Raw genomic sequence first — 21,590 nt, forward strand, 5'->3', positions numbered from 1 at the left:
GGTGGAAAAAGCGGGGGGCCGGCCATCCGGGGGCCGGCTGTCCGGGGCCGAGCGGTGCTGCCTCACAGGCGGCCTGCTTGGGCAAGGCGGGCGATCAGCAGCGGACGCCCGATCCAGATCAGGATGTCGTCGAAGTCGGCGGTCGGTTCGCCGGCCTGGTAGGCGGGGCCGGTGGCGGAGTAGGTGGCGTTGAGGCCGTCGGCGCGGCGATTGGCGCCGGTCGAGAACACGATCGCGACGGCCTGGGAGTCGCTGACCGTGATGCGGCGGCCGTCGTGCGCGTGGATCTGGAGATTGCTGGCCGGCACGCTCGCCGCAGTGATGGGCTGGTCGGCGAAGCTGCGGTCGACCCGGTAGCGCCAGTGGCCTTGCCAGGGGGCGTCGGCGCTGGCGCGCGTGCTGCCCCAGGGGTCGGTGGCGGGCATGCCCAGCGTGCGCCACGGCAGCAGGCCTTCGACGGCGGTGTTGCAGGGCGGCGGCGTTTCCTGGCCGTAGTCCGGGTGAGCCGGGTCCGCTTCGATGCTGGGGCAGGGCAGGCGGCCGTGGATGATGGCGAAGCCGGTCAGCGCCTGCTGGATGTCGCGCAGGCGGTCCAGCGTCGCCTGGCGGTCGCGGGCTTCGATGCGGCTGGCGAGCGGGACCAGCATGCTGCCGGACAGCAGCGCGAGGATGATCAGCACGACGGCGAGTTCGGCCAGCGTGAAGCCGCGCAGGCGGCACAGGGGCGGTGGGCGCATGGCGGCGGCGAAGCGGGTGGGAGGGTTCAGCTCAGACATCGGACGACGTCCTGGCTGGCGGGGCGCTGCGGGTCGGTGATGCGGAATTCGGCAGTGCCGTGGAATTCCGCGATGCCCAGCACGAAATGACGGGGGTTGTCGCCTTCGAGGTATTGCGCGACATCGGCCCGTTCGGCCGCCGTGCCGCGCCGCTGATGCCCGTCGCCGCTGCGGATCCGCTCGCCGCCGAACAGCAGCACGGCACGGCAGGTTTCGGTGCGCGGCAGGTCCGGATCGATGACGGTGATGCAGTCGCTGCCGTCCTTGCACAGGGCGACGTGGAACTGATCGCGCCAGTTGTCGTGGGCGGTGCCGGCGGGAGCGGCGATCCCGAGCTCCGGCGCGGTGGGGAGCCTGCCCGTCAGCAGCCGTCCATGCGGCGTCTCGTGCAGGTGGCGGGCGACGAAATCCGCGTCGCTGAGCGGCGAGGCCAGATGCAGCGCGGCAGTCTCGCCGATGTGATCGATGCGGGAGGCGAAGTCGCTGCGCCGGCGCAGTGCATCGTAGATGTCGTCGATGCCCAGCCAGGCGATCAGGTCGTTGCGCGTGGTGCTGCCGACCTGTCCCTGATGAATGTCCGACACCGCGATGGAGGCCAGGCTGCTTCCCGTTTCGACGAATTCGCCGAACTCGCCGGCCGTGCAGGGGGCGTGACCGTCGCTGTGGCGATGCTGGCCGTCGAGTACGGGCCCCGGGGCGAACACGACCGCGATGGCAAGGCCGTCCGGCGCAGCGGCAGGCAGGCTGCGGCCGTCGCCGCGCCACAGTTTGAACTGCCCCGGACTGTCCCAGTTGAGTGCGAGCGCCTTCGGGTTGTGCTTGACGCTGCCGGACACCGCGTACCACAGGCATTCGCCCCAGCCGTCCAGCAGTTGCGGCAGGGCCAGGGTCCGCCATGGCAGCCGGCCGCTTGCGGCGGCGCCACGGGGGCCGCAGGCACCGAGCGCCGTCGAGCCGGTGTTGCCGGTGTCGGGGCAGGGCAGGTAGCCCTGGCCCTGGCCTGAGTGGCTTTCGTCATAGCTGATCGCATAGCCGAGCAGGGCTTCGCGCGCCTGCGAAAGCGCCGCGATGCTGCGGGCCTGGGCACGGGTGCGGAAGCGGGTTTCGAGCTCGCCGTGGGCGAGCAGCCCGCCGGCGCCGAGCAGGATGGCGAGCGCAAGGGCGGCGACCAGGCCGTGGCCGGCGGCTTCCACGCGGGTGGGCTTCATTCCGGTCGCTCCGGGGGTGTGTCCGATGCTGCCTGCCAGCTGTCGCCGGTGCGCAGGCGCTGGTGGGGGGCGTGCACCGGGATCAGCTCCAGGGCCGGGAAGGGCGCGGCATGCAGGCTCGCCGGCAGCGGACCGGGCACGCCGTCCAGCCATAGCGTCGTTTCGCCGCTCGAATGGCGCAGGAAACCGTCGATGCGCCGGGGTGCCGCGCTCGGGGGGCTCGCCGGCATGGCGGCTTTGGGGGGAGGCGCCGGCGGCGGGGGTTGATCCAGTGTGCGGCGTTCTTCCGGCGTGAAGAACAGGCGGCCGAAGGTGGTATCGGCGGGCTGAACGATCATCGGGGGATTGCCGTGGGCATGCGCCATGCCGGGGTCTGTTGCCGCCAGCGTGCAGGCGAGCAGCACAAGCAGGTCGCGCCGTGGCCGCTGCGCGGTACATGCGCACGGCGAGGGGCGAAGCCGGGCGGGTGTCCAGATCGGCATCATTTTGTGTTTGTGCCGGACGGTAGCGAAATCGTCAGCCAGTCGAACCGGCAGTGGGCATGCACGCGCCCGGCCGTGCCGAGGTCGACACGGCTCAGCGTGCAGTTTCGCGGCAGCACGAGCGCGCCGGGAACGGCGGCCAGCGTGGAGACCAGCGCCGGCAGCCGGCCTTCGTGCTGCAGCGGGGTGTCGATCTCCAGGCTGTGGACGAGGATGCGCGGAGCGTTCGGATCCGCCCCGTCGGCCACCGGCCGGGGTGGCGTGAAGTGCAGTTCCTTGCCGGCGATGTCCTGCCGCTCGAGGTTGCGGGCAGCCTGGGCGGCCCATGCGGTGGGGGCGGGCGGCTGCATCACGCCGAGTGCGGCGAGGGCGTTCCAGTGTTCGAGCGCGGCATCCAGCTCGGGCTGCTGCTGTCGCAGCGTGTCCAGTTCAGCGGCGAGACGGGCGTGCTGGCGCTGCGCTGCCGACAGTCTGGCCAAGGCTTCGTCGCGCATGCCGGACGAGGCGACGAAAGCGCCGATGCCGCCCGCCGCAAGCACTGCGGCAAGCAGCAGCGCGGCGACGCTGCGGGTGTCGACGGCGATCGGCATGGCTTTCATTGCGGCGCTACCCGGGCGGGATGAGATGCCAGCAGCAGTTCGACGTGCGTATCGCCGCCGGCATCGGTGTGCGTGTCGATGAGCCGTGCGCCGCGCCCGGCGAGATGGGCAACGATGGTTTCGATGGCTGCGTGCGCGCTGATGCTGCTTTGCAGGAGCGTGCCGGCATCGGGCGAGAGCTTCATCTTCACGCGGGCGAGCGCAGGCTCGGCGCCTGCCGGGGCCGGCGACCATTCCAGGGTCTGCAACGCAAGTCCGGGCGCGTGGTCCAGGCCGTCCGCGATCGGGCGAAGAACGTCCAGCGGCGTGATGACCCTGCCTCTTTCGTTTGCGACCTGCTGGATCGTGCCGATGATCCGGGCGGGCGGCGCGTCGAGTCCGGCGTGGGCGGCTGTGAACTCCGCCAGTTCGTGCTGCAGACGGGCGGTTTCACGCTGCAGCGCGGCATGGCTTGCCTCGGCGTTCTGCGCCGTCTGCCAGTGCATGGCGGCGATGCCGGTGCCGCCGGCGAACAGCAGCACGCCGGCGCCGAAGGCCAGCTTGCGGGCGTGGCGCAGCGGAAATGCCGTGTCCGGCGAGGGGCCGGGCCAGCCGAGCTTGTGCGGAGCGCGCGACAGCCAGGCCAGCAGCAATTCGCTGCTGTCGGTGGCGGCTGCGCTGGGCCGAGTGGAATCGGTCCCGGTCGGATCGAGGGGGTGTGGTTGTGCTTCGGCCGCGTGGGGCGACCCGGCAGCGAGCACGGCGACCTGGAGATGCCCGCCGGAATGTTCGGCGGCAGCTTCGCCTGCCTGCAGCTGCAGCTTGTTCGCGTACTGCAGCGTGCGCTCGATCTCGTGCTGCCATTCCGCGTTGCCGGGGTGGCCAGTGCTTTCCACCAGGCGTGACAGCCGTGCCGTGTGTCCAGCGACCAGCGTCAGGCGCATGCCGGCGCGGCTATGGCTGACGATCAGCCGCGCAGGGCCGGGCAGCGCGTGGGCGATCAGTTCACTGGCCGGAACCAGCCGTTCGCAGCTGCATCCCGCATCGCGCAGGGCCTTCGTCCAGACATCGGCGCCGGCCGGCCGGGCGAGGCCGCTGAACAGGATCTGCTCGGTATTGGCCTTGCGGTCGATGGCCAGGGTGTCGGCCCTGGCATAGCAGGCTTGCGGATACCAGGCGGCGAGGCGGCGGCCGATCAGGGCGCGGCGGTCGGCGCCGCGGGTGCGCGGCAGGGTTTCGGTTTCGTGGCATTCGTCGGCCAGGTCCACCAGCATGCGGTAGCGGGCCTTGCGGGGCTGGCGCCGAAGCCAGTCGATGAACGCGTCCCGCTCGCCGGCGGCGAAGCTGGCGAGGCGGGCCGGCGGGCTTTCGCCGCCCTGGAATGCTTCGAGGCCGAGGGCGTCGATGCGGAGCAGGATGGTGTTCGGCATGGCGGGCTCCGCGTCAGGCCGGGAGGCGGGTGATGATGTCGTAGATGGGGCCGAGCACCGCGCTGGCGATCCACAGCAGCAGTGCGCCCATCGCCAGCGTCAGCAAGGGCTCGATGGCAGCCTGCAGGCGGCCGGTGGCGTCGGCGACGTCGCGCCGGTAGAGCGTGGCGACATTGCCGAGGGCGCGGTCCAGGCCACCCGTCTGTTCGCCCACTCTGAGCATGCGTTCGACCAGGGGAGGGAACAGGCCGGTCGCTTCGAAGGCGGCCGATACCGCGTGACCTTGCTCGATCCGCTCGGAGGCTGTGTGCAGGGCCTTGCGCAGGGCCAGGTTGCCGGTGATGTCCCGGGTGATGCGCAGGGCGTCGATGATCGTGATGCCGGCGGCGTATAGCGTCGCGAGTACGCTGGCGAAGCGCGCGAGGGCGAGCTTGCCCAGGATCTCGCCAACGACGGGGAGTCGCAGCAGCAGATGGTGCAGGCGGGTGCGAGCGGCATCGGAACGGCTCAGGAACCCGTGCATGCCGGCCAGCCCCAGGGCGATGCCGCCCGGCAGCAGCCAGCCGGCCTGCGTCACTGCGTGCGACAGGCCGATCAGCAGGCGGGTCTGCAGCGGCAGGGTCTGGCCGCTGCTGCGGAACAGCTTCTCCAGTTCGGGTACGACATGGACCAGGGCGACGGCCACGGCGAGCAGCATCAGGCTGGCGACGATGGCCGGATAGATGGCGATGCGGCGGGCGTAGGCGGCGAGTTCGTCTTCGTGCTCGAGCGCGGCGCCGATGTCGCGGATGGTTTCGGGCAGGCGGCCTGCCTGTTCGCCGGCGCGCAGCAGGGCGACGGTGGCGGGTGGGAACACGCCCGGCTGGTGGGCGGCGGCGTCGGACAGCGGCTGGCCGCGCTCGATGTCGGCAAGCAGTGTGACGACCGCCGTGCGCATGCGCGGATGGGTGGTGGCGTCGCGCAGCGCGGCGAGGCTTTCGAAGGGCGGCACGCCGGCCGCCAGCAATTGCTCGAGGTGGAAGCAGAAGTGGATCAGCTCCCGGCGCGGCACGCGCCTGCGCGGCAGGTCGAAGCCGGGCCTGGCTTCGCCGTTGATGAAGGCGAGGCCTTGTTCCCGCAGCCGCTGCTCCAGGTCGGCGAGGTCGGCCGCGTCCAGCCTGCCGCGCAGCAGGCGGCCGTCGGTGCTCATCGCGCGGTAGCTGTAGGTTTTCATGCGGCGTGCTCCGCTTCGGCCGCATCGCAGGTGAGGCTGCCGAGGTCGACGACGCGGGCCAGTTCGGCCAGCGAGGTGCTGCCGTCCAGTACCCGGCGCAGGCCGTCGCCGGCGAGGCCGGCATGGCTGCGGCGACGCAGGAGGGCGCGCAGCACGCCGGGACGGGCGCCGGCGCCGATCTGCTCGTCGAGCTCCGCGTCGATGTACAGCAATTCCATGATGGCGATGCGGCCGCGGTAGCCGCGAAAGTCGCATTCGGCGCAGCCGGACGGGGCAAACAAGCGCGGCGCCCGTTCGGCAGGCAGGCCGAGCAGGCGGCATTCGGCAGGGGACGCGGGGGTTTCGATCCGGCAGTGCGGGCACAGCCGCCGCACCAGGCGCTGGGCGATGATGCCCGACAGGTTGCCGGCCAGCAGGTCGGCGCGCAGGCCGATGTCGAGCAGGCGCGGTATGGCGCCGAGCGCGGAGTTGGCGTGCAGCGTGGCGAACACCTGATGGCCGGTGAGCGCGGCGCGCAAGGCCATCTGCGCGGTGTCGGCGTCGCGGATCTCGCCGATCAGCAGGATGTCGGGGTCCTGGCGCAGCAGTGCGCGGACGCCGTCGGCAAAGCCGAGACGGCTGGCGTCGCCGATCGGGGTCTGGCGGATCTGGGCGAGCGGGTATTCCACCGGGTCTTCCAGCGTCATGATGTTGACGGCTTCGGTGTTGAGGTGGCTGAGGACCGAATACAAGGTGGTCGTCTTGCCGCTGCCGGTGGGGCCGGTGACGAGGATCAGCCCTTCCGGGCGTGCCAGCATGCGGTCGAGCGTGTTGCGCTGCATGTCGCCGAGGCCGAGCGCATCGAGCGGGACGATGCCTTTTTCGCGGTCCAGGATGCGCAGCACGATGTTCTCGCCGTGCAGCGTGGGCTGGGTGGCGACGCGGAAGTCGATCGGCCGCCCGGCGACGGCCAGCGAGATGCGGCCGTCCTGGGGGCTGCGCGATTCGGCGATGTCGAGCCCGGCCATGACCTTGAGGCGTACCGCCAGCTCGGGCCAGAAGGATTTGTGCAGCGCGCGGACCTGGCGCAGCGTGCCGTCGATGCGCTGGCGGATGCGCAGGTAGCCGGCTTCGGGTTCGAAATGGAGATCGGAGGCACGGTTGGCCACGGCTTCGGCCAGCATCGCGTCGACCAGGCGGACGACGGCCGGGCCGTCGTCCCGGCTGCCTGCAGCGGCATGGCGGGCGCTGCGCTGCTCGATCTCGCGCACGATGTCGTCGATGGTGATGGCCTGGCCGTAATGGCGTTCGATGGCGCGTTCGAGCTGCACGTCGGCGGCGACCCGCAGTTCGAGGCGGGTGCCCGGGCCGAGTTCGGCGTGCAGGCGATCGAGGGCGATGACGTTGTCGGTGTCGGCGATGGCGACGACCAGCGTGCGCTCGGCGGCGCGGTATTCCAGCGGCAACAGCCTGTGCCGCCTGGCAAGGGCCTGGGGGACGAGTGACAGGGCGGCGGGGTCGGCCAGCGTGCTGGCGAGATCGACGCTGGGGTGGCCGCAATGGGCGGCGAGGGCGTCGCGCAGCGCGGTGTCGCTGATGAAGCCGAGTTCGACCAGCACCTGGCCGAGCGGGCGTTTGCGCTGCTGCTGCTCGTGCAGCGCGATGCGCAGCTGGTCGGCGCCGATCAGGCGGGCGTCGAGCAGGAGCTGGCCGATCGGCAGGGCGGCGTTCATGGGCGGTGCTCCGTTTCACTGCCGCCGTGGCTCGGCACCAGCAGCGGGCGCATCGGCATCGACGGGAAGTTGCGCAGGCCGGGCGAGGGCCGGGAAACGAGGAAGTCCGGCCCGGGAAGCTGGCTGGCATAGCCGGCGTAGTCGCCGCGGGTGCTCGGATCGTCGATCAGCAGCGGCCGCAGGAAGATCAGCAGTTCGGTGCGGCGCACGGCGTTGTCGCGGCGGGTGAACAGCTCGCCCAGCACCGGGATGTCGCCCAGCAGCGGAATGCGGCCGGTGTCGTGGTCCACGCGGTCTTCCATCAGGCCGCCGAGCACGGCGATCTCGCCGCTGCGCAGGCGCAGCATCGATTCGATCTCGCGGGTGCGGATCTGCGGCACGCGGTTGGGGATGTCGCGCAGCGAAGGATTGGGGTCGTCCCTGAAGCCGGAGATGCCGGAGATGGTCGGGCGTACGTTCAGCGTGATCTCGCCGTTGGCGCTGATCTGCGGCGTGACCGACATCACCATGCCGACCGACACCGACTGGGGCGTCGTCGTCGCGGTGACTTTCTCGCGCTCGCTGTCGCCGTATTCGGTGGTGGTCGCATCGACGAGGAAGTACACATATTCCTCGACCACCTTGAGCATTGCAGTTTGATTGTTCAGCACCGACAGGCGCGGGCTGGACAACACCTTGACGGTGCCGAAGGTCTCCAGCAGTTCGAGCCTGAAGTCGGTGTCGGCCGAAGCGTAGCTCAGGGTCGGCGCGCCGCTGCCGGCGTTGTTGCGCGGGTTGATGTTCCAGCCCGGCAGGCCGAGGCGGCTCCAGTCGATGCCCTGGACGTAGCCGTTGGCCAGCGTGACTTCGACGATGGTGGCTTCGATCATGACCTGCCGGCGCGCGGCGCGCTGCACCTGATCGATGAAGGTGGCGAGTTGCTCGTGCTGGCGGGACGTGGCCCGCACCATGACGATGCCGCTCTCCCTGTTGACCATGATGTCGCCGTCGTGGCAGTCGTCCTTGCCGGCGCAACGGGACGGAGCGCCTGCGCCGTCGCCGAGGATGGCGCGGATGTTGGCCTGGATCGATTGCCAGAAGTCGTTGCTCGAGCGGGTTTCGATCTGGGTCACCGAAGTGTTGCCGGCGGCATCGCCATGGCTGCCTGCGCTGCTGGAACTGGTGGAGATCTGCGTGCTGGTGGCAACGGTGCCGCGCATGCTGCGGCTGAGGTTGACGTAATCGAGCGTGTAGCTGTGCAGGAAAGGCATGTCCGGCCGCACGCTGAGGTGATTGCCGGCGATCTCGTAGCGGATCGGGGTCTGGCGTGCGATGCGGGCGAGGATCTCGCCGAGCGGCTGGTCGACGGCGTTGAGCGTGACGCGGCCGTCGATGCCGCCGTGCAGGTCGAGATCGAGCCGGGCGTCGCGGCCGATCGCGAGCAGCAACTGGTGGACGGGAATGTCGTGTACCGAGATCGAATAGGTCTTTTCCCGCCTGGCCGGTGCCGGCGTTTCGGCAGGCGCAGGGAGCTGAGGCTCGGCAACTGCGGGCGGCAGGCCCGCGGTCACCGCCGATGGAGGCGGAAGCGGGGCGGAGAGGTGGCCGGCCGGAGTCTGGTGAACGCCGAGCTGCGTACATGCGCCCAGTAGCACGATGAATGCAAGTGGCACTGATGGGAGAGTGTGGGCGGCTCGGCGGTTCATGCATTCATGCTAAACTAAATTATGACGTAAGAAAATACATGCATGACATTTTCCGGGGCTGGCGCAGGATGCCGGCTGCTGTGCCGGCATGGGCTAATCGACTGTTGCATTGCGACAAATTGCCGGGAAGCTGCGTTGGCGTCTGTTAGAATGCCCGGTTCCCGAACAAAAGAATCTGCTTCCGTGGCCCCTGCAGCCGAGCGCGATGTGCCTCTCGTTTCCCTCCGCGACGTCCGTTTCGCCTATGGCGAACGGTCGGTGCTGCGCGGCATCGATCTGGATGTGCATCGCGGCCAGGTGGTGGCGATCATGGGCGGCAGCGGTTGTGGCAAAACCACCTTGCTGAGGCTGATCGGCGGCCAGTTGAAGGCGAATTCGGGTGCGGTGGAAGTCGCTGGCCATGAGGTCGGCAAGCTCGGCAGGGCCGAGCTCTATGCGATGCGCCGGCGCATGGGCATGTTGTTCCAGTTCGGTGCGCTGTTCACCGACATGAGCGTGTTCGACAACGTCGCCTTCCCGCTGCGTGAGCACACCGATCTGCCGCCGACCATGATTCGCGACCTGGTGCTGATGAAACTGCAGGCAGTGGGGCTGCGCGGCGCGGCCTCGCTGCGGCCGGGCGAGCTGTCGGGCGGCATGGCGCGGCGAGTGGCGCTGGCACGCGCGGTGGCGCTCGACCCGATGCTGATCCTGTATGACGAGCCTTTCGCCGGGCTGGATCCGATTTCGCTCGGCATCATCGGCCAGTTGATCCGGCGCCTGAACGACGCGCTCGGCGCCAGCTCGGTGATGGTCACGCACGACGTGCATGAATCGCTGGAGATCGTGGACTACATCTACTTCGTGTCGGACGGGCGCATCGTCGCGCAAGGCACGCCGGACGAGATCCGTGCCTCGGCGGACCCCTTCGTCCACCAGTTCGTCAATGCCGAGGCCGACGGCCCGGTGCCTTTCCATTATCCGGCGCAGCCGATCGACAGTCTGCTGGGCGGGAGGAGCGCATGAACGGCCTGTTCGCCGGCCTTGCCGCCGGGCTGCGCCACGTCGGCAAGCTGACGATAGACGGCATCTGGCGGCTGGGTTTCGCCACCCGTTTCATGTTCGCGGTGCTGCTGGCCTCGGGGCAGTCGCTGACCCGCATCCATCTGACGATCCGGGAGCTTTACTTCAGCGGCGTGCTGTCGCTGCTGATCATCACCGTGTCCGGCCTGTTCGTCGGTCTGGTGCTCGGCCTGCAGGGCTACGACATCCTGCAGCGCTACGGCTCGGCCGATGCGGTGGGGGTGATGGTGGCGCTGTCGCTGCTGCGCGAGCTGGGGCCGGTGATCGCGGCGCTGTTGTTCGCCAGCCGCGCGGGGTCGGCGATCACCGCCGAGATCGGCCTGATGAAGACCACCGAGCAGTTGAAGGCGATGGACATGATGGCGGTGAACCCGATCGCGCGCGTGGTGGCGCCGCGCTTCTGGGGCGGTGTGCTGTCGATGCCGCTGCTGGCTGCGCTGTTCTCGGCGATGGGCGTGTTCGGTGGCTGGCTGATCACCGTCGTCGTCATCGGCGTCGATGACGGCGCTTTCTGGTCGCAGATGCAGGCGGCGGTCGAGTTCGACTACGACGTGCTGAACGGAATCATCAAGTCCATGGTCTTCGGTACCGTGGTGTCGCTGATCGCCGTGTTCGAGGGTTACGATTGCGAGCCCACCGCCGAAGGCGTGTCACGCGCGATCACCCGCACCGTCGTGACCTCGGCGCTGGCCATCCTGGCGCTCGATTTCGTGCTTACCTCTTTCATGTTCCGGGGTTGATGATGAGTCGCACCGCACTCGACCTGTGGGTCGGTATTTTCGTTGCCATCGGCTTCGCCGCACTAGTCTTTCTGGCGATGAAGGTCGGCAGTTTTTCCGGCATCAACGGTAGCGAGAGCTATCGCGTGGAAGCCGCTTTCGACAATATCGGCGGGCTGAAGGTGCGCGCACCGGTCAAGAGCGCCGGCGTGCTGATCGGCCGCGTGCAGGGCATCCGCTTCGACACCGACAGCTATCGTGCGGTCGTGCAGCTGGATATCGACAAGCGCTTCGAGTTTCCGGCCGACACCTCTGCGTCGATCCTGACTTCCGGCCTGCTCGGCGAGCAGTACGTCGGCCTCGAAGCGGGCGCCGACGTCGAGCCGCTGAAGGAGGGCGATCGCCTGATGATCACGCAGTCCGCAGTGGTGCTCGAGAAGCTGATCGGCCAGTTTCTGTTCGACAAGGCCGCCGAGCCGGCCGCGCAGTGAGGAATGCCGTGGAGTTCGCTGGAGAACGATGACATGAACGCCGGAATCCCCAACCTTCCTGCCGCCCTGCGCCGACCGCTGGCGGTCGCCACCCTGTCGGCGCTGCTGCTCGGGGGCTGTGCCACGGCCGGCAACCCGGTCGATCCGCTCGAAGGCTACAACCGGGCGATGTTCAGCTTCAACGAGCAGGTCGACAAGGCGGTCGTCAAGCCGGTGGCGCAGGCCTACGAGTTCGTGCTGCCGGACGTCGCCCGGACCGGTTTCGGCAACTTCATCGCCAACCTCGAAGACCCCTGGATCGCCATCAACAGCTTGTTGCAGGGCAAGCCGGCCGATGCCTTGTCCGGCCTGATGCGCTTTGCCTTCAACTCGACTTTCGGCCTGATCGGCCTGATCGACATCGCCACGCCGATGGGTTTGCCCAAGCATGACGAGGATCTGGGCCAGACGCTCGGCAGTTGGGGCGTGGGCGAGGGCGCCTACGTCGTGCTGCCCTTCTTCGGGCCGCGTACCGTGCGCGATGCAGTGGCGCTGCCGGCCGATTTCCTAGGCGAGAATCCGTGGCTGATCCACCACGTGGCCACGCGCAACAGTTACATCGCATTGCGCTTCACGCACATTCGCTCGACCTTCCTCGGCACCGACAGGGCGGTGGATGAGGCGACGATCGACAAATACGCCTATATCCGCGATTTCTACCTTGAACAACGCCGTTACAAGGTTTCGGATGGCAACGTGATGCGCGAGTACGAAGATTTCGAGGATTGAACGGGCGCGGCGGCGATCGTCCCGCCAGTGTGCAACCCCAGACGGAAACGCGACATGAACTTCTTCAACAAGCCACTCATCCTGTTCTGCTTTCTTGTCGCCGGGCTGATGCCGGCGGCCCAGGCCGCCGCCCAGCAGGGGCCGGACGTGCTGGTGCGCGACGTGACCAACGAGGTGCTCGAGATCGTGCGCGCCGACAAGTCCATCCAGGCCGGCGATCCGCAGCGGATCAGGGAGCTGGTGGATGCCAAGGTGTTGCCGCACTTCGATTTCCGCCGCATGACCATGCTGGCGGTCGGCCCCGACTGGCGCAGTGCGTCGGCCGAGCAGCAGGCGCGCCTGACCGATGCCTTCCGCACCCTGCTGGTGCGCACGTATTCCAATGCGCTGACGCAGTATCGCGACCAGACGATCGAGTTCAAGCCGACCCGCTTCGGCGAAGCCGACAAGCGCGTGCAGGTCCGCACCGAAGTGCGCCAGACCGGCGCCCAGCCGATCGGCATCGACTACATGCTGGAAAAATCCGATGCGGGCTGGAAAGTGTTCGACGTCATCGTCGCCGGTGTCAGCCTGGTCACGAACTACCGCAGCAGTTTCGCCCAGGACGTGCGCAGCGGCGGCATCGACGGTCTGATCAAGTCGCTCGAAGCGAAGAACCGCGCACTCGAAGCGGAGCAGCAGCGTTCATGAGCGATGCAGGTGCGGTGGCGGTGTTCGCGCCGCAGGGGTCGTTGACCATGCACAGCGCCGCGTCGGTGCTGGAAGAGGGGCGGCGGCTGGCCAAGGCCGGCGCCCTGGTGGTCGATATGGCGGCGGTGCCGACTGCCGATTCCGCGGCACTGGCGCTGGTCCTCGACTGGCTGCGCACCGCGCGCGAGGCAGGCCACGACATCGTGCTGCGCAGCCTGCCGCCGGGGCTTGCCAGCCTTGCCGCGCTTTACGACATCGACGCCCTGCTGCCGCTGGAGAACGGTGCATGACGGTGCCGGCCATCAGGGTCAGCGCCGTCACCAAGCAGTACGGAACGCTGAAGGCGCTGGGCGGCGTCGATCTCGAAATCGGCCAGGGCGAATTCTTCGGTCTGCTCGGGCCGAACGGTGCCGGCAAGACCACGCTGATCTCGGCGCTGGCCGGGCTGGTACGGCCCGACGGCGGTTCGCTCGAGATCATGGGCCACGACGTCGTGCGCGACTACCGCAATGCGCGGCGCAATCTCGGCGTGGTGCCGCAGGAACTGGTGTTCGATCCCTTCTTCTCGGTGCGTGAGCTGCTGCGCATCCAGTCGGGCTATTTCGGCATCCGCGGCAACGACGACTGGATCGACGAGATCCTTGCCAGCCTGGACCTGACGCACAAGGCCGACGCCAACATGCGCATGCTGTCCGGCGGCATGAAGCGGCGCGTGCTGGTGGCGCAGGCGCTGGTGCACCGGCCGCCGGTGATCGTGCTCGACGAGCCTACCGCCGGCGTCGACGTCGAACTGCGCCAGGGGCTGTGGCAGTTCGTGCGCAAGCTCAACCGTGACGGCCACACCATCGTGCTGACCACGCATTATCTCGAAGAGGCGGAAACGCTCTGCGGCCGCATCGCAATGCTCAAGGCCGGCAAGGTCGTCGCCCTCGACACCACCGAGAACCTGCTGCACCGCTTCGCCACCCACAGCCTGCGCGTCAGCGTGGACAGGGCCGAGGCGGCCGTCGCGCTCGGCGGCATGGCGGTCGAGGACGGCTGGGTGGAGTTCGCCTTCGAGGGCTACGACAAGCTCGAGGCGCTGCTGGCGCGCCTGCGCGAGGCCGGTGCCGGGCTGCGCGAGATCCAACTGGGCGAGCCGGATCTCGAAAGAGTCTTCGTGGAGGTCATGCACCGTGCCTGAAACGCGCCGTGGCGCGACGCCGCCGCGTATCGAGCCGATGGCCGCCGATGCGCCGCTGACGGGTTTTCGTACCCTGCTGTACAAGGAAGTGCTGCGCTTCTGGAAAGTGGCTTTCCAGACTGTCGCCGCGCCGGTACTCAACGCGCTGCTGTTCCTGCTGATCTTCTCGCACGTGCTCGACCGCCACGTCACCGTGTATGGCGACGTTGCCTACACCAGCTTCCTGGTGCCCGGCCTGGTGATGATGTCGGTGCTGCAGAACGCCTTCGCCAACAGCTCGTCCTCGCTGATCCAGAGCAAGATCACCGGCAACATCATCTTCGTGCTGCTGCCGCCGCTGTCCTATCGCGAGTTCTATGCCGCCTACGTCATCGCCGCGACGCTGCGCGGGCTGTTCGTCGGTGCCGCCGTGCTGCTGGTGGCGATGCCCTTCGTCGAACTGAGCATGGCCAGTCCGTTGTGGGTGCTGGCGTTCGCCGTGATGGGTGGGGCGATCCTGGGCTCCTTCGGCGTCATCGCCGGTATCTGGGCCGACAAGTTCGACCAGCTCGCCGCTTTCCAGAACTTCCTGATCCTGCCGCTGACGATGCTGTCCGGTGTGTTCTACTCGATCCATTCGCTGCCGCACTTCTGGCAGGATGTATCGCATTTCAACCCGTTTTTCTTCATGATCGACGGGTTCCGTCATGGCTTTTTCGGCCAGTCGGACACTTCGCCCTGGCTGTCGCTCGCGGTGGTGTCCGGCTGTTTCGTATTGCTCGCGGCCTTGACCCTGGCTCTGCTCGCACGGGGCTACAAGCTGCGCTCCTAAAGGATGAATCATGTTTGAAGCTAGCGAAATCAAGCGCCTGATCGAACAGGGCATGCCCTGCGAATTCGTCGCCATCGAAGGCGACGACGGGGTGCATTTCACCGGCATCGTCGTCAGCCCGGCCTTCGAGGGCAAGCCGCGCGTGCGTCAGCACCAGGCGGTGTATGCCACGCTCGGCCGCCTGATGGGCAACGAGATCCATGCGCTGCAGCTGCAGACCTTCACTCCTGCGCAATGGGAAGAGGGCCGTGGCGAACTGGGCATGTGAGGCCGCGATGGACAAACTGCTGATCGAAGGCGGCAGCCGCCTGTCGGGCGAAGTCGCCATTTCCGGTGCCAAGAACGCCGCGCTGCCCATCCTGTGCGCGGCGCTGCTGACGGCCGAACCGGTGACCTTCACCAACGTGCCGCAGCTGAAGGACATCGGCACCCTGCTGGCGCTGCTGGCGCAGATGGGGGTCAAGGTGGCGCGCGAAGGCGACAGCGTCACGCTCGACGCGTCGGGCTTGAACAATCCGGTCGCACCCTACGAGATGGTCAAGACCATGCGGGCGTCGATCCTCGTGCTCGGCCCGCTGGTGGCCCGCTGCGGCGAGGCGCGGGTGTCGCTGCCCGGCGGCTGTGCGATCGGCGCCCGTCCGGTGGACCAGCACATCAAGGGCCTGCAGGCGATGGGGGCGGAGGTGAAGGTCGAGCATGGCTACGTCCATGCCAAGGTACCGCGGCTGAAGGGCGCGCGCCTGTTCACCGACATGGTCACCGTGACCGGCACCGAGAACCTGATGATGGCTGCCGTGCTGGCCGACGGCGAAACCGTGATCGAGAACGCTGCGCGCGAACCCGAAATCGTCGATCTGGCGAACTGCCTGGTGTCGATGGGCGCGCGCGTGTCGGGCGCCGGTTCGGATGTCATCCGGATTCGCGGTGTAGACCGCCTGCATGGCGCGAACCATCGCATCATGCCCGACCGCATCGAGACCGGCACCTACCTGTGCGCCGCCGCAGCCACCGGCGGCTCGGTGCGGCTGACCGGCACCAGTTCGAGCTACCTGGATGCCGTCATCGACAAGCTGATGGATGCGGGCTGCGAGATCCTTGCCGAGCGCGATGCGATCCGCCTCGATGCGCCGGCCCGGCTCAATGCCGTCAGCCTGCGCACCGCGCCGTATCCAGCTTTCCCGACCGACATGCAGGCCCAGTTCATGGCGATCAACTGCGTCGCCAAGGGCGTCGCGATGATCCGCGAGACCATCTTCGAAAACCGCTTCATGCACGCGGTCGAGCTTCAGCGCCTGGGCGCGGACATCCGCATCGACGGCAACACCGCCGTCGTCCAGGGCGTGGACAGGCTGCAGGGCGCGACCGTGATGGCGACCGACCTGCGTGCTTCGGCCAGCCTGGTGGTGGCCGGCCTGGTGGCCGAGGGCGAGACGGTGATCGAGCGCATCTATCATCTCGACCGCGGCTACGAACGGCTGGAGGCGAAGCTGGCCGCGCTCGGTGCCAAGGTGCGGCGCCTGGCCTGAACGGGCAGGCGCCTGCAGCGGCGATCAGACGCCGCCCACGGGGTGCCCGGAGGCCGCGGAACCTGGAGAGCGCTCGGAGATCGCGTTCAAGGATCGCTCAGAGATCGAACTGGCCGTTGGCTTCGGGCTGCCAGGTCACTTCCAGCACCTTCAGGTGCAGTTCCTTGCCGTCCGGCGTGGTCCAGTCGATCGACTGGCCGGTGGCCAGTCCGAGCAGGGCGCTGCCGGCCGGCGAGAAGATCGATACCCGGCGCGCTTCGGCGTTGGCGTCCTTGGGGTAGGCCAGCGTCAGCTCGTATTCGCGGCCGGTGCCTTCTTCGAGGAAGCGGGCGCGGCTGTTCATCGTGATGACGTCGGCCGGCATCTCCTCGGGTTCGCGCACGTCGGCCCGTTCGAGCTCTTCGCGCAGGCCGTCGAGGTCGCTGCGGCTGCGGAAGGCGGGGAGGGTCAGCAGGCCCTCGAGGCGTTCGAGGTCGCTGCTGGAAACGATGATTGGCGGCTTCATGATGTCGTCCTGCGTGATGTCCTGCGCGGAAGACCTTGCGGAGCGCGCGGACATGCAAAAGAAAAGGCCGAACTGCCGCTCGCAGTTCAGCCCATTGGGTGTGCCCAGTCGGACGAAGGTTAACAGAAGCGGTGCCGGGTTACAATGTCGGCCCGTTCGACCAAGGCTTTTCACGTGTCCAGCATCACGCTCGCCCTGTCCAAGGGGCGCATCTTCGAAGAGACGCTGCCGCTGCTCGCGGCCGCCGGCATCGTGCCGACCGACAACCCCGAATCCTCGCGCAAGCTCATCATCGGCACCAACCGGCCGGACGTGCGCCTGGTCATCGTGCGTGCCACCGACACGCCGACCTACGTGCAGTACGGTGCGGCCGACCTCGGCATCGCCGGCAAGGACGTCCTGCTCGAGCATGGTGGGGCGGGCCTGTACCAGCCGCTGGACCTCGACATCGCCCGCTGCCGCCTGTGCGTGGCGGTGCAGAAAGGCTTCGACTACGCTGCTGCCACCCGGCCCGGCGGGCGCATCCGCGTCGCCACCAAGTACATCAATGCCGCCAAGGCGCACTTCGCCGGCAAGGGCATGCACGTCGACCTGATCAAGCTCTACGGTTCGATGGAACTGGCGCCGCTGGTCGGGCTGGCCGATGCGATCGTCGACCTGGTGTCCACCGGCGGCACGCTGCGCGCCAACAACCTCGAAGAGGTCGAGGACATCATGCCGATCAGTTCGCGCCTGATCGTCAACCAGGCCTCGCTGAAGCTCAAGCGCGAACTGCTGCAGCCGGTGCTCGATGCCTTCGCCGGCGCGATCAAGCCCTGAGGAACCGATCATGAGCCAGACGCCCATCCGCCGCCTCGACGTGCGCGAGCCCGAATTCCTGTCCACGCTGGACGCCCTGCTGGCCTTCGAGGCCGAGGCCGACGAGCGCATCGACGGCGCGGTGACCGAGATCCTGCGTGCGGTGCGCACCACCGGCGACGCCGCGGTGGTCGAATACACCCGCCGCTTCGATGGCCTCGAGGTGAATTCGATGGCGGCGCTGGAACTGCCGAAAGCCGAGCTGCACGCCGCGCTCGACGGCCTGTCGTCGGCCCAGCGCGAGGCGCTGACCGTCGCTGCCGACCGCGTGCGCATCTACCACGAACGCCAGAAGGGCGAGTCCTGGGAGTTCGAAGAAGCCGACGGCACCCGCCTGGGGCAGAAGGTCACGCCGCTCGACCGCGTCGGCCTCTACGTGCCGGGCGGGCGGGCGTCCTACCCGAGCTCGGTGCTGATGAACGCGATCCCGGCCAAGGTTGCCGGCGTCGGCGAGCTGATCATGGTCGTGCCGACGCCGCGCGGCGAGAAGAACCCGCTGGTGCTGGCGGCGGCGGCGATCACCGGCGTCGACCGGGTGTTCACCATCGGCGGCGCGCAGGCGGTGGCGGCGCTGGCCTACGGCACGCAGACCCTCCCGCAGGTCGACAAGATCGTCGGCCCGGGCAACGCCTACGTCGCCGAAGCCAAGCGCCGGGTGTTCGGCACCGTCGGCATCGACATGGTGGCGGGGCCGTCCGAAGTGCTGATCATCGCCGACGGCTCCGGCCACGCCGATTGGGTGGCGATGGACCTGTTCGCGCAGGCCGAGCACGACGAACTGGCGCAGTCCATCCTGCTGTGCACCGATGCGGGTTTCATCGATGCCGTGCATGACGCGATCGACCGCCTGCTGCCGACGATGCCGCGGCGCGAGACCATCGCCAAGTCGCTGGCCAACCGCGGCGCGCTGATCCGCGTCGACAGCATCGAGCAGGCCTGCGCGCTGGGCAACCGCATCGCGCCCGAGCACCTCGAGCTGTCGCTGGAGGATGCCGAAGCCTGGATCGACCACATCCGCCACGCCGGTGCGATCTTCGTCGGCCACTGGGCGGTGGAGGCGCTGGGCGACTACTGCGCCGGGCCGAACCACGTGCTGCCGACGATGCGCAGCGCGCGCTTCTCGTCGCCGCTGGGCACCTACGACTTCCAGAAGCGCACCAGCATCGTCAACATCTCCCAGGCCGGCGCCCAGCACCTGGGCAAGGTCGCGTCCATCCTGGCGCATGGCGAGGGCTTGCAGGCCCATGCACGCTCGGCGGAGATGCGCCTGAAGGTCTGATGCTGTCCGCCACCATCCATGACCGATGGTGGCGGTGCCATTTCTCAACGCCCGAGGATTTCCCTCAGGGCTTCGATCAGGATGGCGCACTGCTCGTCCGTCCCCACCGTGATGCGCAGGAACTGATCGATGCGTGGCGCCTTGAAGTGGCGCACGATGATTGCGCGCTTGCGCAGTTCGGCGGCCAGTTCGGCGCCGTCGCGCTGCGGATGGCGGGCGAAGATGAAGTTTGCCGCCGAGGGCAGCACCTCGAAGCCCAGGGCCCGCATCCGGCCGACCAGCGTTTCGCGGGTCGCGATCACCTTGCGGCAGCTTTCCTGGAAGAACGCCTCGTCCTCCACCGACGCCACCGCGCCGGCCAGCGCCAGGCGGTCGAGCGGATAGGAGTTGAAGCTGTTCTTGACCCGCTCCAGGCCCTCGATCAGCTCGGCGTGGCCGGCGGCGAAGCCGACGCGCAGGCCGGCGAGCGAGCGGCTCTTGGAGAAGGTGTGCACGACCAGCAGGTTGGGGTACTTGTCGACCAGCGTGATCGCGCTGTCGCCGCCGAAGTCGATGTAGGCCTCATCCACCAGCACCACGGCGTACGGGTTGCCGGCGACGATGCGCTCGACGTCGGTCAGGCTCAGCAGGCGGCCGGTGGGGGCGTTGGGGTTGGGGAAGATGATCGCGCCCGGCCGTTCGCCGCCCTGCGGAAGGTAATCTTCGACACGGATCGAGAAGTCGTCGGCCAGCGGCACCACGCGCTGCCCGATGCCGTACAGGCCGCAATACACCGGGTAGAAGCTGTAGGTGATGTCCGGAAACCACAGCGGCCGGTCCTGCTTCAGCAGCGCCATGAAGGCGTGCGCCAGCACCTCGTCCGAGCCGTTGCCGACGAATATCTGCTGCGGCTGCAGGCCGTGGCGGCGGGCCAGCGCAGCCTTCAGCGCGTCGGCGTTCGGGTCCGGGTAGAGCCGCAGGCTGTCGTCGGTGGCGGCGCGGATCGCGGCCAGCGCCCTGGGCGAGGGGCCGTAGGGGTGTTCGTTGGTGTTGAGCTTGACCAGCTTGTCGAGCTTGGGCTGTTCGCCCGGAACGTAGGGGGTCAGGCCGTGGACGACGGCGCTCCAGAAGCGGCTCATGTTCTGTCTGCTGTGCGGGGTTCGAAGGCGGGGGGAAACATCTCGCGCCGTGGCTGTCCACGCTGCGAGCTGCACGCTACTGCCGACCTGATGAGTGGTCATTCGAGGCGGCCATTTTGCCGGGCGATGTTATCATGGCCCGAACCTGCAACTCTTGAGTCTCACCAGCATCCATGCGGCAAGCCGAAGTCACTCGCAACACCCTCGAAACGAAGATCTCCGTGCGCATCGACCTCGACGGCACGGGCAAGGGCAGGCTGGATACCGGCGTCCCCTTCTTCGATCACATGCTCGACCAGATCGTGCGCCACGGCCTGATCGACCTGGACATCCACTGTGAGGGCGATACCCACATCGACGACCATCACACGGTCGAGGACGTCGGCATCACGCTGGGACAGGCCTTCGCCAAGGCCCTCGGCGACAAGAAGGGGCTGCGCCGCTACGGCCACGCCTACGTGCCGCTCGACGAGGCGCTGTCGCGCGTCGTGGTGGATTTCTCCGGCCGGCCCGGCCTGCATTACTTCGTCGATTACACCCGCGCCCGCATCGGCAACTTCGATGTCGACCTGGCGCGCGAATTCTTCCAGGGTTTCGTCAATCACGCCGGCGTCACACTGCACATCGACAACCTGCGCGGCGACAACGCCCACCACCAGTGCGAGACCGTGTTCAAGGCCTTCGCCCGCGCGCTGCGCATGGCGGCCGAGGTCGACGAGCGCGCGGCGGGGACGATTCCTTCCACCAAGGGCGCGCTCTGAGCAAAAACCTTCCGCGGCCGTGCGCAACGGCCGCCATCCTGCACGAAAGCGAGTCAAGCCGATGACCATCGTGGCCATCATCGATTACGGCATGGGCAATCTGCGCTCGGTCGCCAAGGCGATCGAGCACGTGGCACCCGGCCATGAAGTCTTCGTCACCTCCGATCCTGCGCGCGTCGCGGCCGCCGAGCGGGTCGTCTTCCCGGGGCAGGGGGCAATGCCCGACTGCATGCGCGAGCTCGATGGCCGCGGCCTGCGCCAGGCGGTGCTGGATGCGGCGGCGAGCAAGCCTTTCCTGGGGATCTGCATCGGCCAGCAGATGCTGTTCGAGCACAGCGCCGAAGGCGACGTGCCCGGTCTCGGCATCCTGCCGGGAGACGTACAGCGTTTTCCCGAGCAGAAGATGCTGGCAGCGGACGGCAGCCGCCTGAAGGTGCCGCACATGGGCTGGAACGAAGTGTGGCAGCGCGGCCCGCATCCGATGTGGGACGGCATCCCGGACGGCGAGCGCTTCTACTTCGTGCACAGCTACTTCGTCGTGCCGGCCGATGCTGCGCTGGCCGCGGCGGACACCGACTATGGGGTTCGCTTTACCAGTGCGGTAGCGCGGGATAATATCTTCGCGGCCCAGTTCCACCCCGAGAAAAGCGCTGCGGCCGGCTTGCGCCTGCTGGCGAACTTCATCCGCTGGCAGCCCTGAGCACCGGCACAGGCTGCCTCATTCCTTAGTCCCAT

General features: G+C 68.2%; 24 protein-coding genes. 14 read left to right on the plus strand and 10 right to left on the minus strand.

What is annotated here, in order from left to right; genetic code table 11:
- Positions 1–62: 62 nt before the first annotated feature.
- The 8 genes from ACNQFN_RS05220 to ACNQFN_RS05255 are packed head-to-tail and all read right to left on the minus strand — an operon-like array spanning position 63 to position 8,949.
- Positions 63–776, minus strand: a complete 714-nt coding sequence (locus ACNQFN_RS05220) for a type II secretion system protein (protein WP_418648193.1) — start codon at positions 774–776, stop codon at positions 63–65.
- Positions 764–1,984, minus strand: a complete 1,221-nt coding sequence (locus tag ACNQFN_RS05225; protein WP_418648194.1) for a hypothetical protein — start codon at positions 1,982–1,984, stop codon at positions 764–766. Before ACNQFN_RS05225 ends, ACNQFN_RS05220 begins: the two co-directional genes overlap by 13 nt.
- The gene (locus ACNQFN_RS05230) at positions 1,981–2,469 is read right to left on the minus strand and encodes a hypothetical protein (protein WP_418648195.1); all 489 of its coding nucleotides are present in this window, start codon (positions 2,467–2,469) and stop codon (positions 1,981–1,983) included. The genes ACNQFN_RS05225 and ACNQFN_RS05230 overlap by 4 nt, the downstream gene beginning before the upstream one ends.
- Positions 2,466–3,056, minus strand: a complete 591-nt coding sequence (locus tag ACNQFN_RS05235) for a hypothetical protein (protein WP_418648196.1) — start codon at positions 3,054–3,056, stop codon at positions 2,466–2,468. The genes ACNQFN_RS05230 and ACNQFN_RS05235 overlap by 4 nt, the downstream gene beginning before the upstream one ends.
- Before the next feature lie 5 nt (positions 3,057–3,061).
- Positions 3,062–4,474 carry a hypothetical protein gene (locus ACNQFN_RS05240; protein WP_418648197.1) on the minus strand — a complete coding sequence of 471 codons (1,413 nt, stop codon included), beginning with the start codon at positions 4,472–4,474 and terminating at the stop codon, positions 3,062–3,064.
- A gap of 13 nt (positions 4,475–4,487) precedes the next feature.
- Positions 4,488–5,687, minus strand: coding sequence for a type II secretion system F family protein (locus tag ACNQFN_RS05245; RefSeq protein ID WP_418648198.1), 1,200 nt, complete (start codon positions 5,685–5,687; stop codon positions 4,488–4,490).
- Positions 5,684–7,399: a GspE/PulE family protein gene (locus ACNQFN_RS05250; RefSeq protein ID WP_418648199.1), complete on the minus strand. Its 1,716-nt coding sequence runs from the start codon at positions 7,397–7,399 to the stop codon at positions 5,684–5,686. Before ACNQFN_RS05250 ends, ACNQFN_RS05245 begins: the two co-directional genes overlap by 4 nt.
- Entirely contained in the window at positions 7,396–8,949 is a 1,554-nt protein-coding gene (locus tag ACNQFN_RS05255) for a secretin N-terminal domain-containing protein (protein WP_418648200.1), read from the minus strand. The genes ACNQFN_RS05250 and ACNQFN_RS05255 overlap by 4 nt, the downstream gene beginning before the upstream one ends.
- Before the next feature lie 285 nt (positions 8,950–9,234).
- On the opposite strand from ACNQFN_RS05255, the gene ACNQFN_RS05260 reads away from it, so the two are divergent.
- From ACNQFN_RS05260 to murA, 10 genes are read left to right on the plus strand one after another with little or no spacing between them, the layout of a single operon-like run.
- Positions 9,235–10,089, plus strand: coding sequence for an ABC transporter ATP-binding protein (locus ACNQFN_RS05260; protein WP_068636985.1), 855 nt, complete (start codon positions 9,235–9,237; stop codon positions 10,087–10,089).
- A complete protein-coding gene (gene mlaE / locus ACNQFN_RS05265) occupies positions 10,086–10,886 on the plus strand; it encodes a lipid asymmetry maintenance ABC transporter permease subunit MlaE (protein ID WP_068636984.1) in 801 nt (266 codons plus the stop codon). The genes ACNQFN_RS05260 and mlaE overlap by 4 nt, the downstream gene beginning before the upstream one ends.
- 2 nt (positions 10,887–10,888) lie before the next feature.
- Positions 10,889–11,356 (plus strand): outer membrane lipid asymmetry maintenance protein MlaD, encoded by a 468-nt coding sequence (gene mlaD, locus ACNQFN_RS05270; RefSeq protein ID WP_068637003.1) that lies wholly within the window; start codon positions 10,889–10,891, stop codon positions 11,354–11,356.
- Between the two features lie 33 nt (positions 11,357–11,389).
- Positions 11,390–12,124 (plus strand): VacJ family lipoprotein, encoded by a 735-nt coding sequence (locus ACNQFN_RS05275; RefSeq protein ID WP_083953597.1) that lies wholly within the window; start codon positions 11,390–11,392, stop codon positions 12,122–12,124.
- Between the two features lie 54 nt (positions 12,125–12,178).
- Positions 12,179–12,814, plus strand: a complete 636-nt coding sequence (locus tag ACNQFN_RS05280; RefSeq protein WP_068636983.1) for an MlaC/ttg2D family ABC transporter substrate-binding protein — start codon at positions 12,179–12,181, stop codon at positions 12,812–12,814.
- Entirely contained in the window at positions 12,811–13,104 is a 294-nt protein-coding gene (locus tag ACNQFN_RS05285; RefSeq protein ID WP_418648201.1) for an STAS domain-containing protein, read from the plus strand. Before ACNQFN_RS05280 ends, ACNQFN_RS05285 begins: the two co-directional genes overlap by 4 nt.
- The gene (locus ACNQFN_RS05290) at positions 13,101–13,997 is read left to right on the plus strand and encodes an ABC transporter ATP-binding protein (protein WP_068636981.1); all 897 of its coding nucleotides are present in this window, start codon (positions 13,101–13,103) and stop codon (positions 13,995–13,997) included. The genes ACNQFN_RS05285 and ACNQFN_RS05290 overlap by 4 nt, the downstream gene beginning before the upstream one ends.
- 37 nt (positions 13,998–14,034) lie before the next feature.
- On the plus strand, positions 14,035–14,808 hold the full coding sequence (locus ACNQFN_RS05295; protein ID WP_068637002.1) for an ABC transporter permease: 774 nt from the start codon (positions 14,035–14,037) through the stop codon (positions 14,806–14,808).
- Positions 14,809–14,818: 10 nt separating this feature from the next.
- A complete protein-coding gene (locus ACNQFN_RS05300; protein ID WP_068636980.1) occupies positions 14,819–15,076 on the plus strand; it encodes a BolA family protein in 258 nt (85 codons plus the stop codon).
- Positions 15,077–15,083: 7 nt separating this feature from the next.
- Positions 15,084–16,334, plus strand: coding sequence for a UDP-N-acetylglucosamine 1-carboxyvinyltransferase (murA, locus tag ACNQFN_RS05305; RefSeq protein ID WP_418648202.1), 1,251 nt, complete (start codon positions 15,084–15,086; stop codon positions 16,332–16,334).
- Between the two features lie 97 nt (positions 16,335–16,431).
- Here the strand turns inward: murA and rnk are convergent, their stop codons facing one another.
- Entirely contained in the window at positions 16,432–16,839 is a 408-nt protein-coding gene (rnk, locus tag ACNQFN_RS05310; RefSeq protein WP_068637001.1) for a nucleoside diphosphate kinase regulator, read from the minus strand.
- Between the two features lie 174 nt (positions 16,840–17,013).
- Between rnk and hisG the strand changes: the two genes are divergently transcribed.
- Together hisG and hisD are read left to right on the plus strand one after the other, a co-directional pair.
- Complete coding sequence (hisG, locus tag ACNQFN_RS05315) at positions 17,014–17,658, plus strand: ATP phosphoribosyltransferase (protein ID WP_068637000.1); 645 nt, start codon at positions 17,014–17,016, stop codon at positions 17,656–17,658.
- Between the two features lie 10 nt (positions 17,659–17,668).
- The gene (hisD, locus tag ACNQFN_RS05320) at positions 17,669–18,976 is read left to right on the plus strand and encodes a histidinol dehydrogenase (protein WP_068636978.1); all 1,308 of its coding nucleotides are present in this window, start codon (positions 17,669–17,671) and stop codon (positions 18,974–18,976) included.
- A gap of 44 nt (positions 18,977–19,020) precedes the next feature.
- Here hisD and hisC read toward each other — a convergent pair whose 3' ends face one another.
- Positions 19,021–20,094: a histidinol-phosphate transaminase gene (gene hisC, locus ACNQFN_RS05325; RefSeq protein ID WP_068636977.1), complete on the minus strand. Its 1,074-nt coding sequence runs from the start codon at positions 20,092–20,094 to the stop codon at positions 19,021–19,023.
- A gap of 173 nt (positions 20,095–20,267) precedes the next feature.
- Here hisC and hisB point away from each other — a divergent pair, with 173 nt between their 5' ends.
- Together hisB and hisH are read left to right on the plus strand one after the other, a co-directional pair.
- Positions 20,268–20,855, plus strand: coding sequence for an imidazoleglycerol-phosphate dehydratase HisB (hisB, locus tag ACNQFN_RS05330; protein ID WP_068636976.1), 588 nt, complete (start codon positions 20,268–20,270; stop codon positions 20,853–20,855).
- Positions 20,856–20,916: 61 nt separating this feature from the next.
- Positions 20,917–21,555, plus strand: coding sequence for an imidazole glycerol phosphate synthase subunit HisH (gene hisH, locus ACNQFN_RS05335; protein ID WP_068636975.1), 639 nt, complete (start codon positions 20,917–20,919; stop codon positions 21,553–21,555).
- The last annotated feature ends 35 nt before the right edge of the window (positions 21,556–21,590 follow it).

Source organism: Thauera butanivorans, assembly GCF_048398245.1.
Classification (GTDB): Bacteria; Pseudomonadota; Gammaproteobacteria; order Burkholderiales; family Rhodocyclaceae; genus Thauera; species Thauera butanivorans.

Coding starts and splice junctions, on each gene's coding strand:
- ACNQFN_RS05220 (WP_418648193.1), bottom strand. CDS start 776: ATGTCTGAGCTGAACCCTCCCACCCGCTTCGCCGCCGCCATGCGCCCA.
- ACNQFN_RS05225 (WP_418648194.1), bottom strand. CDS start 1,984: ATGAAGCCCACCCGCGTGGAAGCCGCCGGCCACGGCCTGGTCGCCGCC.
- ACNQFN_RS05230 (WP_418648195.1), bottom strand. CDS start 2,469: ATGATGCCGATCTGGACACCCGCCCGGCTTCGCCCCTCGCCGTGCGCA.
- ACNQFN_RS05235 (WP_418648196.1), bottom strand. CDS start 3,056: ATGCCGATCGCCGTCGACACCCGCAGCGTCGCCGCGCTGCTGCTTGCC.
- ACNQFN_RS05240 (WP_418648197.1), bottom strand. CDS start 4,474: ATGCCGAACACCATCCTGCTCCGCATCGACGCCCTCGGCCTCGAAGCA.
- ACNQFN_RS05245 (WP_418648198.1), bottom strand. CDS start 5,687: ATGAAAACCTACAGCTACCGCGCGATGAGCACCGACGGCCGCCTGCTG.
- ACNQFN_RS05250 (WP_418648199.1), bottom strand. CDS start 7,399: ATGAACGCCGCCCTGCCGATCGGCCAGCTCCTGCTCGACGCCCGCCTG.
- ACNQFN_RS05260 (WP_068636985.1), top strand. CDS start 9,235: ATGCCCGGTTCCCGAACAAAAGAATCTGCTTCCGTGGCCCCTGCAGCC.
- mlaE (WP_068636984.1), top strand. CDS start 10,086: ATGAACGGCCTGTTCGCCGGCCTTGCCGCCGGGCTGCGCCACGTCGGC.
- mlaD (WP_068637003.1), top strand. CDS start 10,889: ATGAGTCGCACCGCACTCGACCTGTGGGTCGGTATTTTCGTTGCCATC.
- ACNQFN_RS05275 (WP_083953597.1), top strand. CDS start 11,390: ATGAACGCCGGAATCCCCAACCTTCCTGCCGCCCTGCGCCGACCGCTG.
- ACNQFN_RS05280 (WP_068636983.1), top strand. CDS start 12,179: ATGAACTTCTTCAACAAGCCACTCATCCTGTTCTGCTTTCTTGTCGCC.
- ACNQFN_RS05285 (WP_418648201.1), top strand. CDS start 12,811: ATGAGCGATGCAGGTGCGGTGGCGGTGTTCGCGCCGCAGGGGTCGTTG.
- ACNQFN_RS05290 (WP_068636981.1), top strand. CDS start 13,101: ATGACGGTGCCGGCCATCAGGGTCAGCGCCGTCACCAAGCAGTACGGA.
- ACNQFN_RS05295 (WP_068637002.1), top strand. CDS start 14,035: ATGGCCGCCGATGCGCCGCTGACGGGTTTTCGTACCCTGCTGTACAAG.
- ACNQFN_RS05300 (WP_068636980.1), top strand. CDS start 14,819: ATGTTTGAAGCTAGCGAAATCAAGCGCCTGATCGAACAGGGCATGCCC.
- murA (WP_418648202.1), top strand. CDS start 15,084: ATGGACAAACTGCTGATCGAAGGCGGCAGCCGCCTGTCGGGCGAAGTC.
- rnk (WP_068637001.1), bottom strand. CDS start 16,839: ATGAAGCCGCCAATCATCGTTTCCAGCAGCGACCTCGAACGCCTCGAG.
- hisD (WP_068636978.1), top strand. CDS start 17,669: ATGAGCCAGACGCCCATCCGCCGCCTCGACGTGCGCGAGCCCGAATTC.
- hisC (WP_068636977.1), bottom strand. CDS start 20,094: ATGAGCCGCTTCTGGAGCGCCGTCGTCCACGGCCTGACCCCCTACGTT.
- hisB (WP_068636976.1), top strand. CDS start 20,268: ATGCGGCAAGCCGAAGTCACTCGCAACACCCTCGAAACGAAGATCTCC.
- hisH (WP_068636975.1), top strand. CDS start 20,917: ATGACCATCGTGGCCATCATCGATTACGGCATGGGCAATCTGCGCTCG.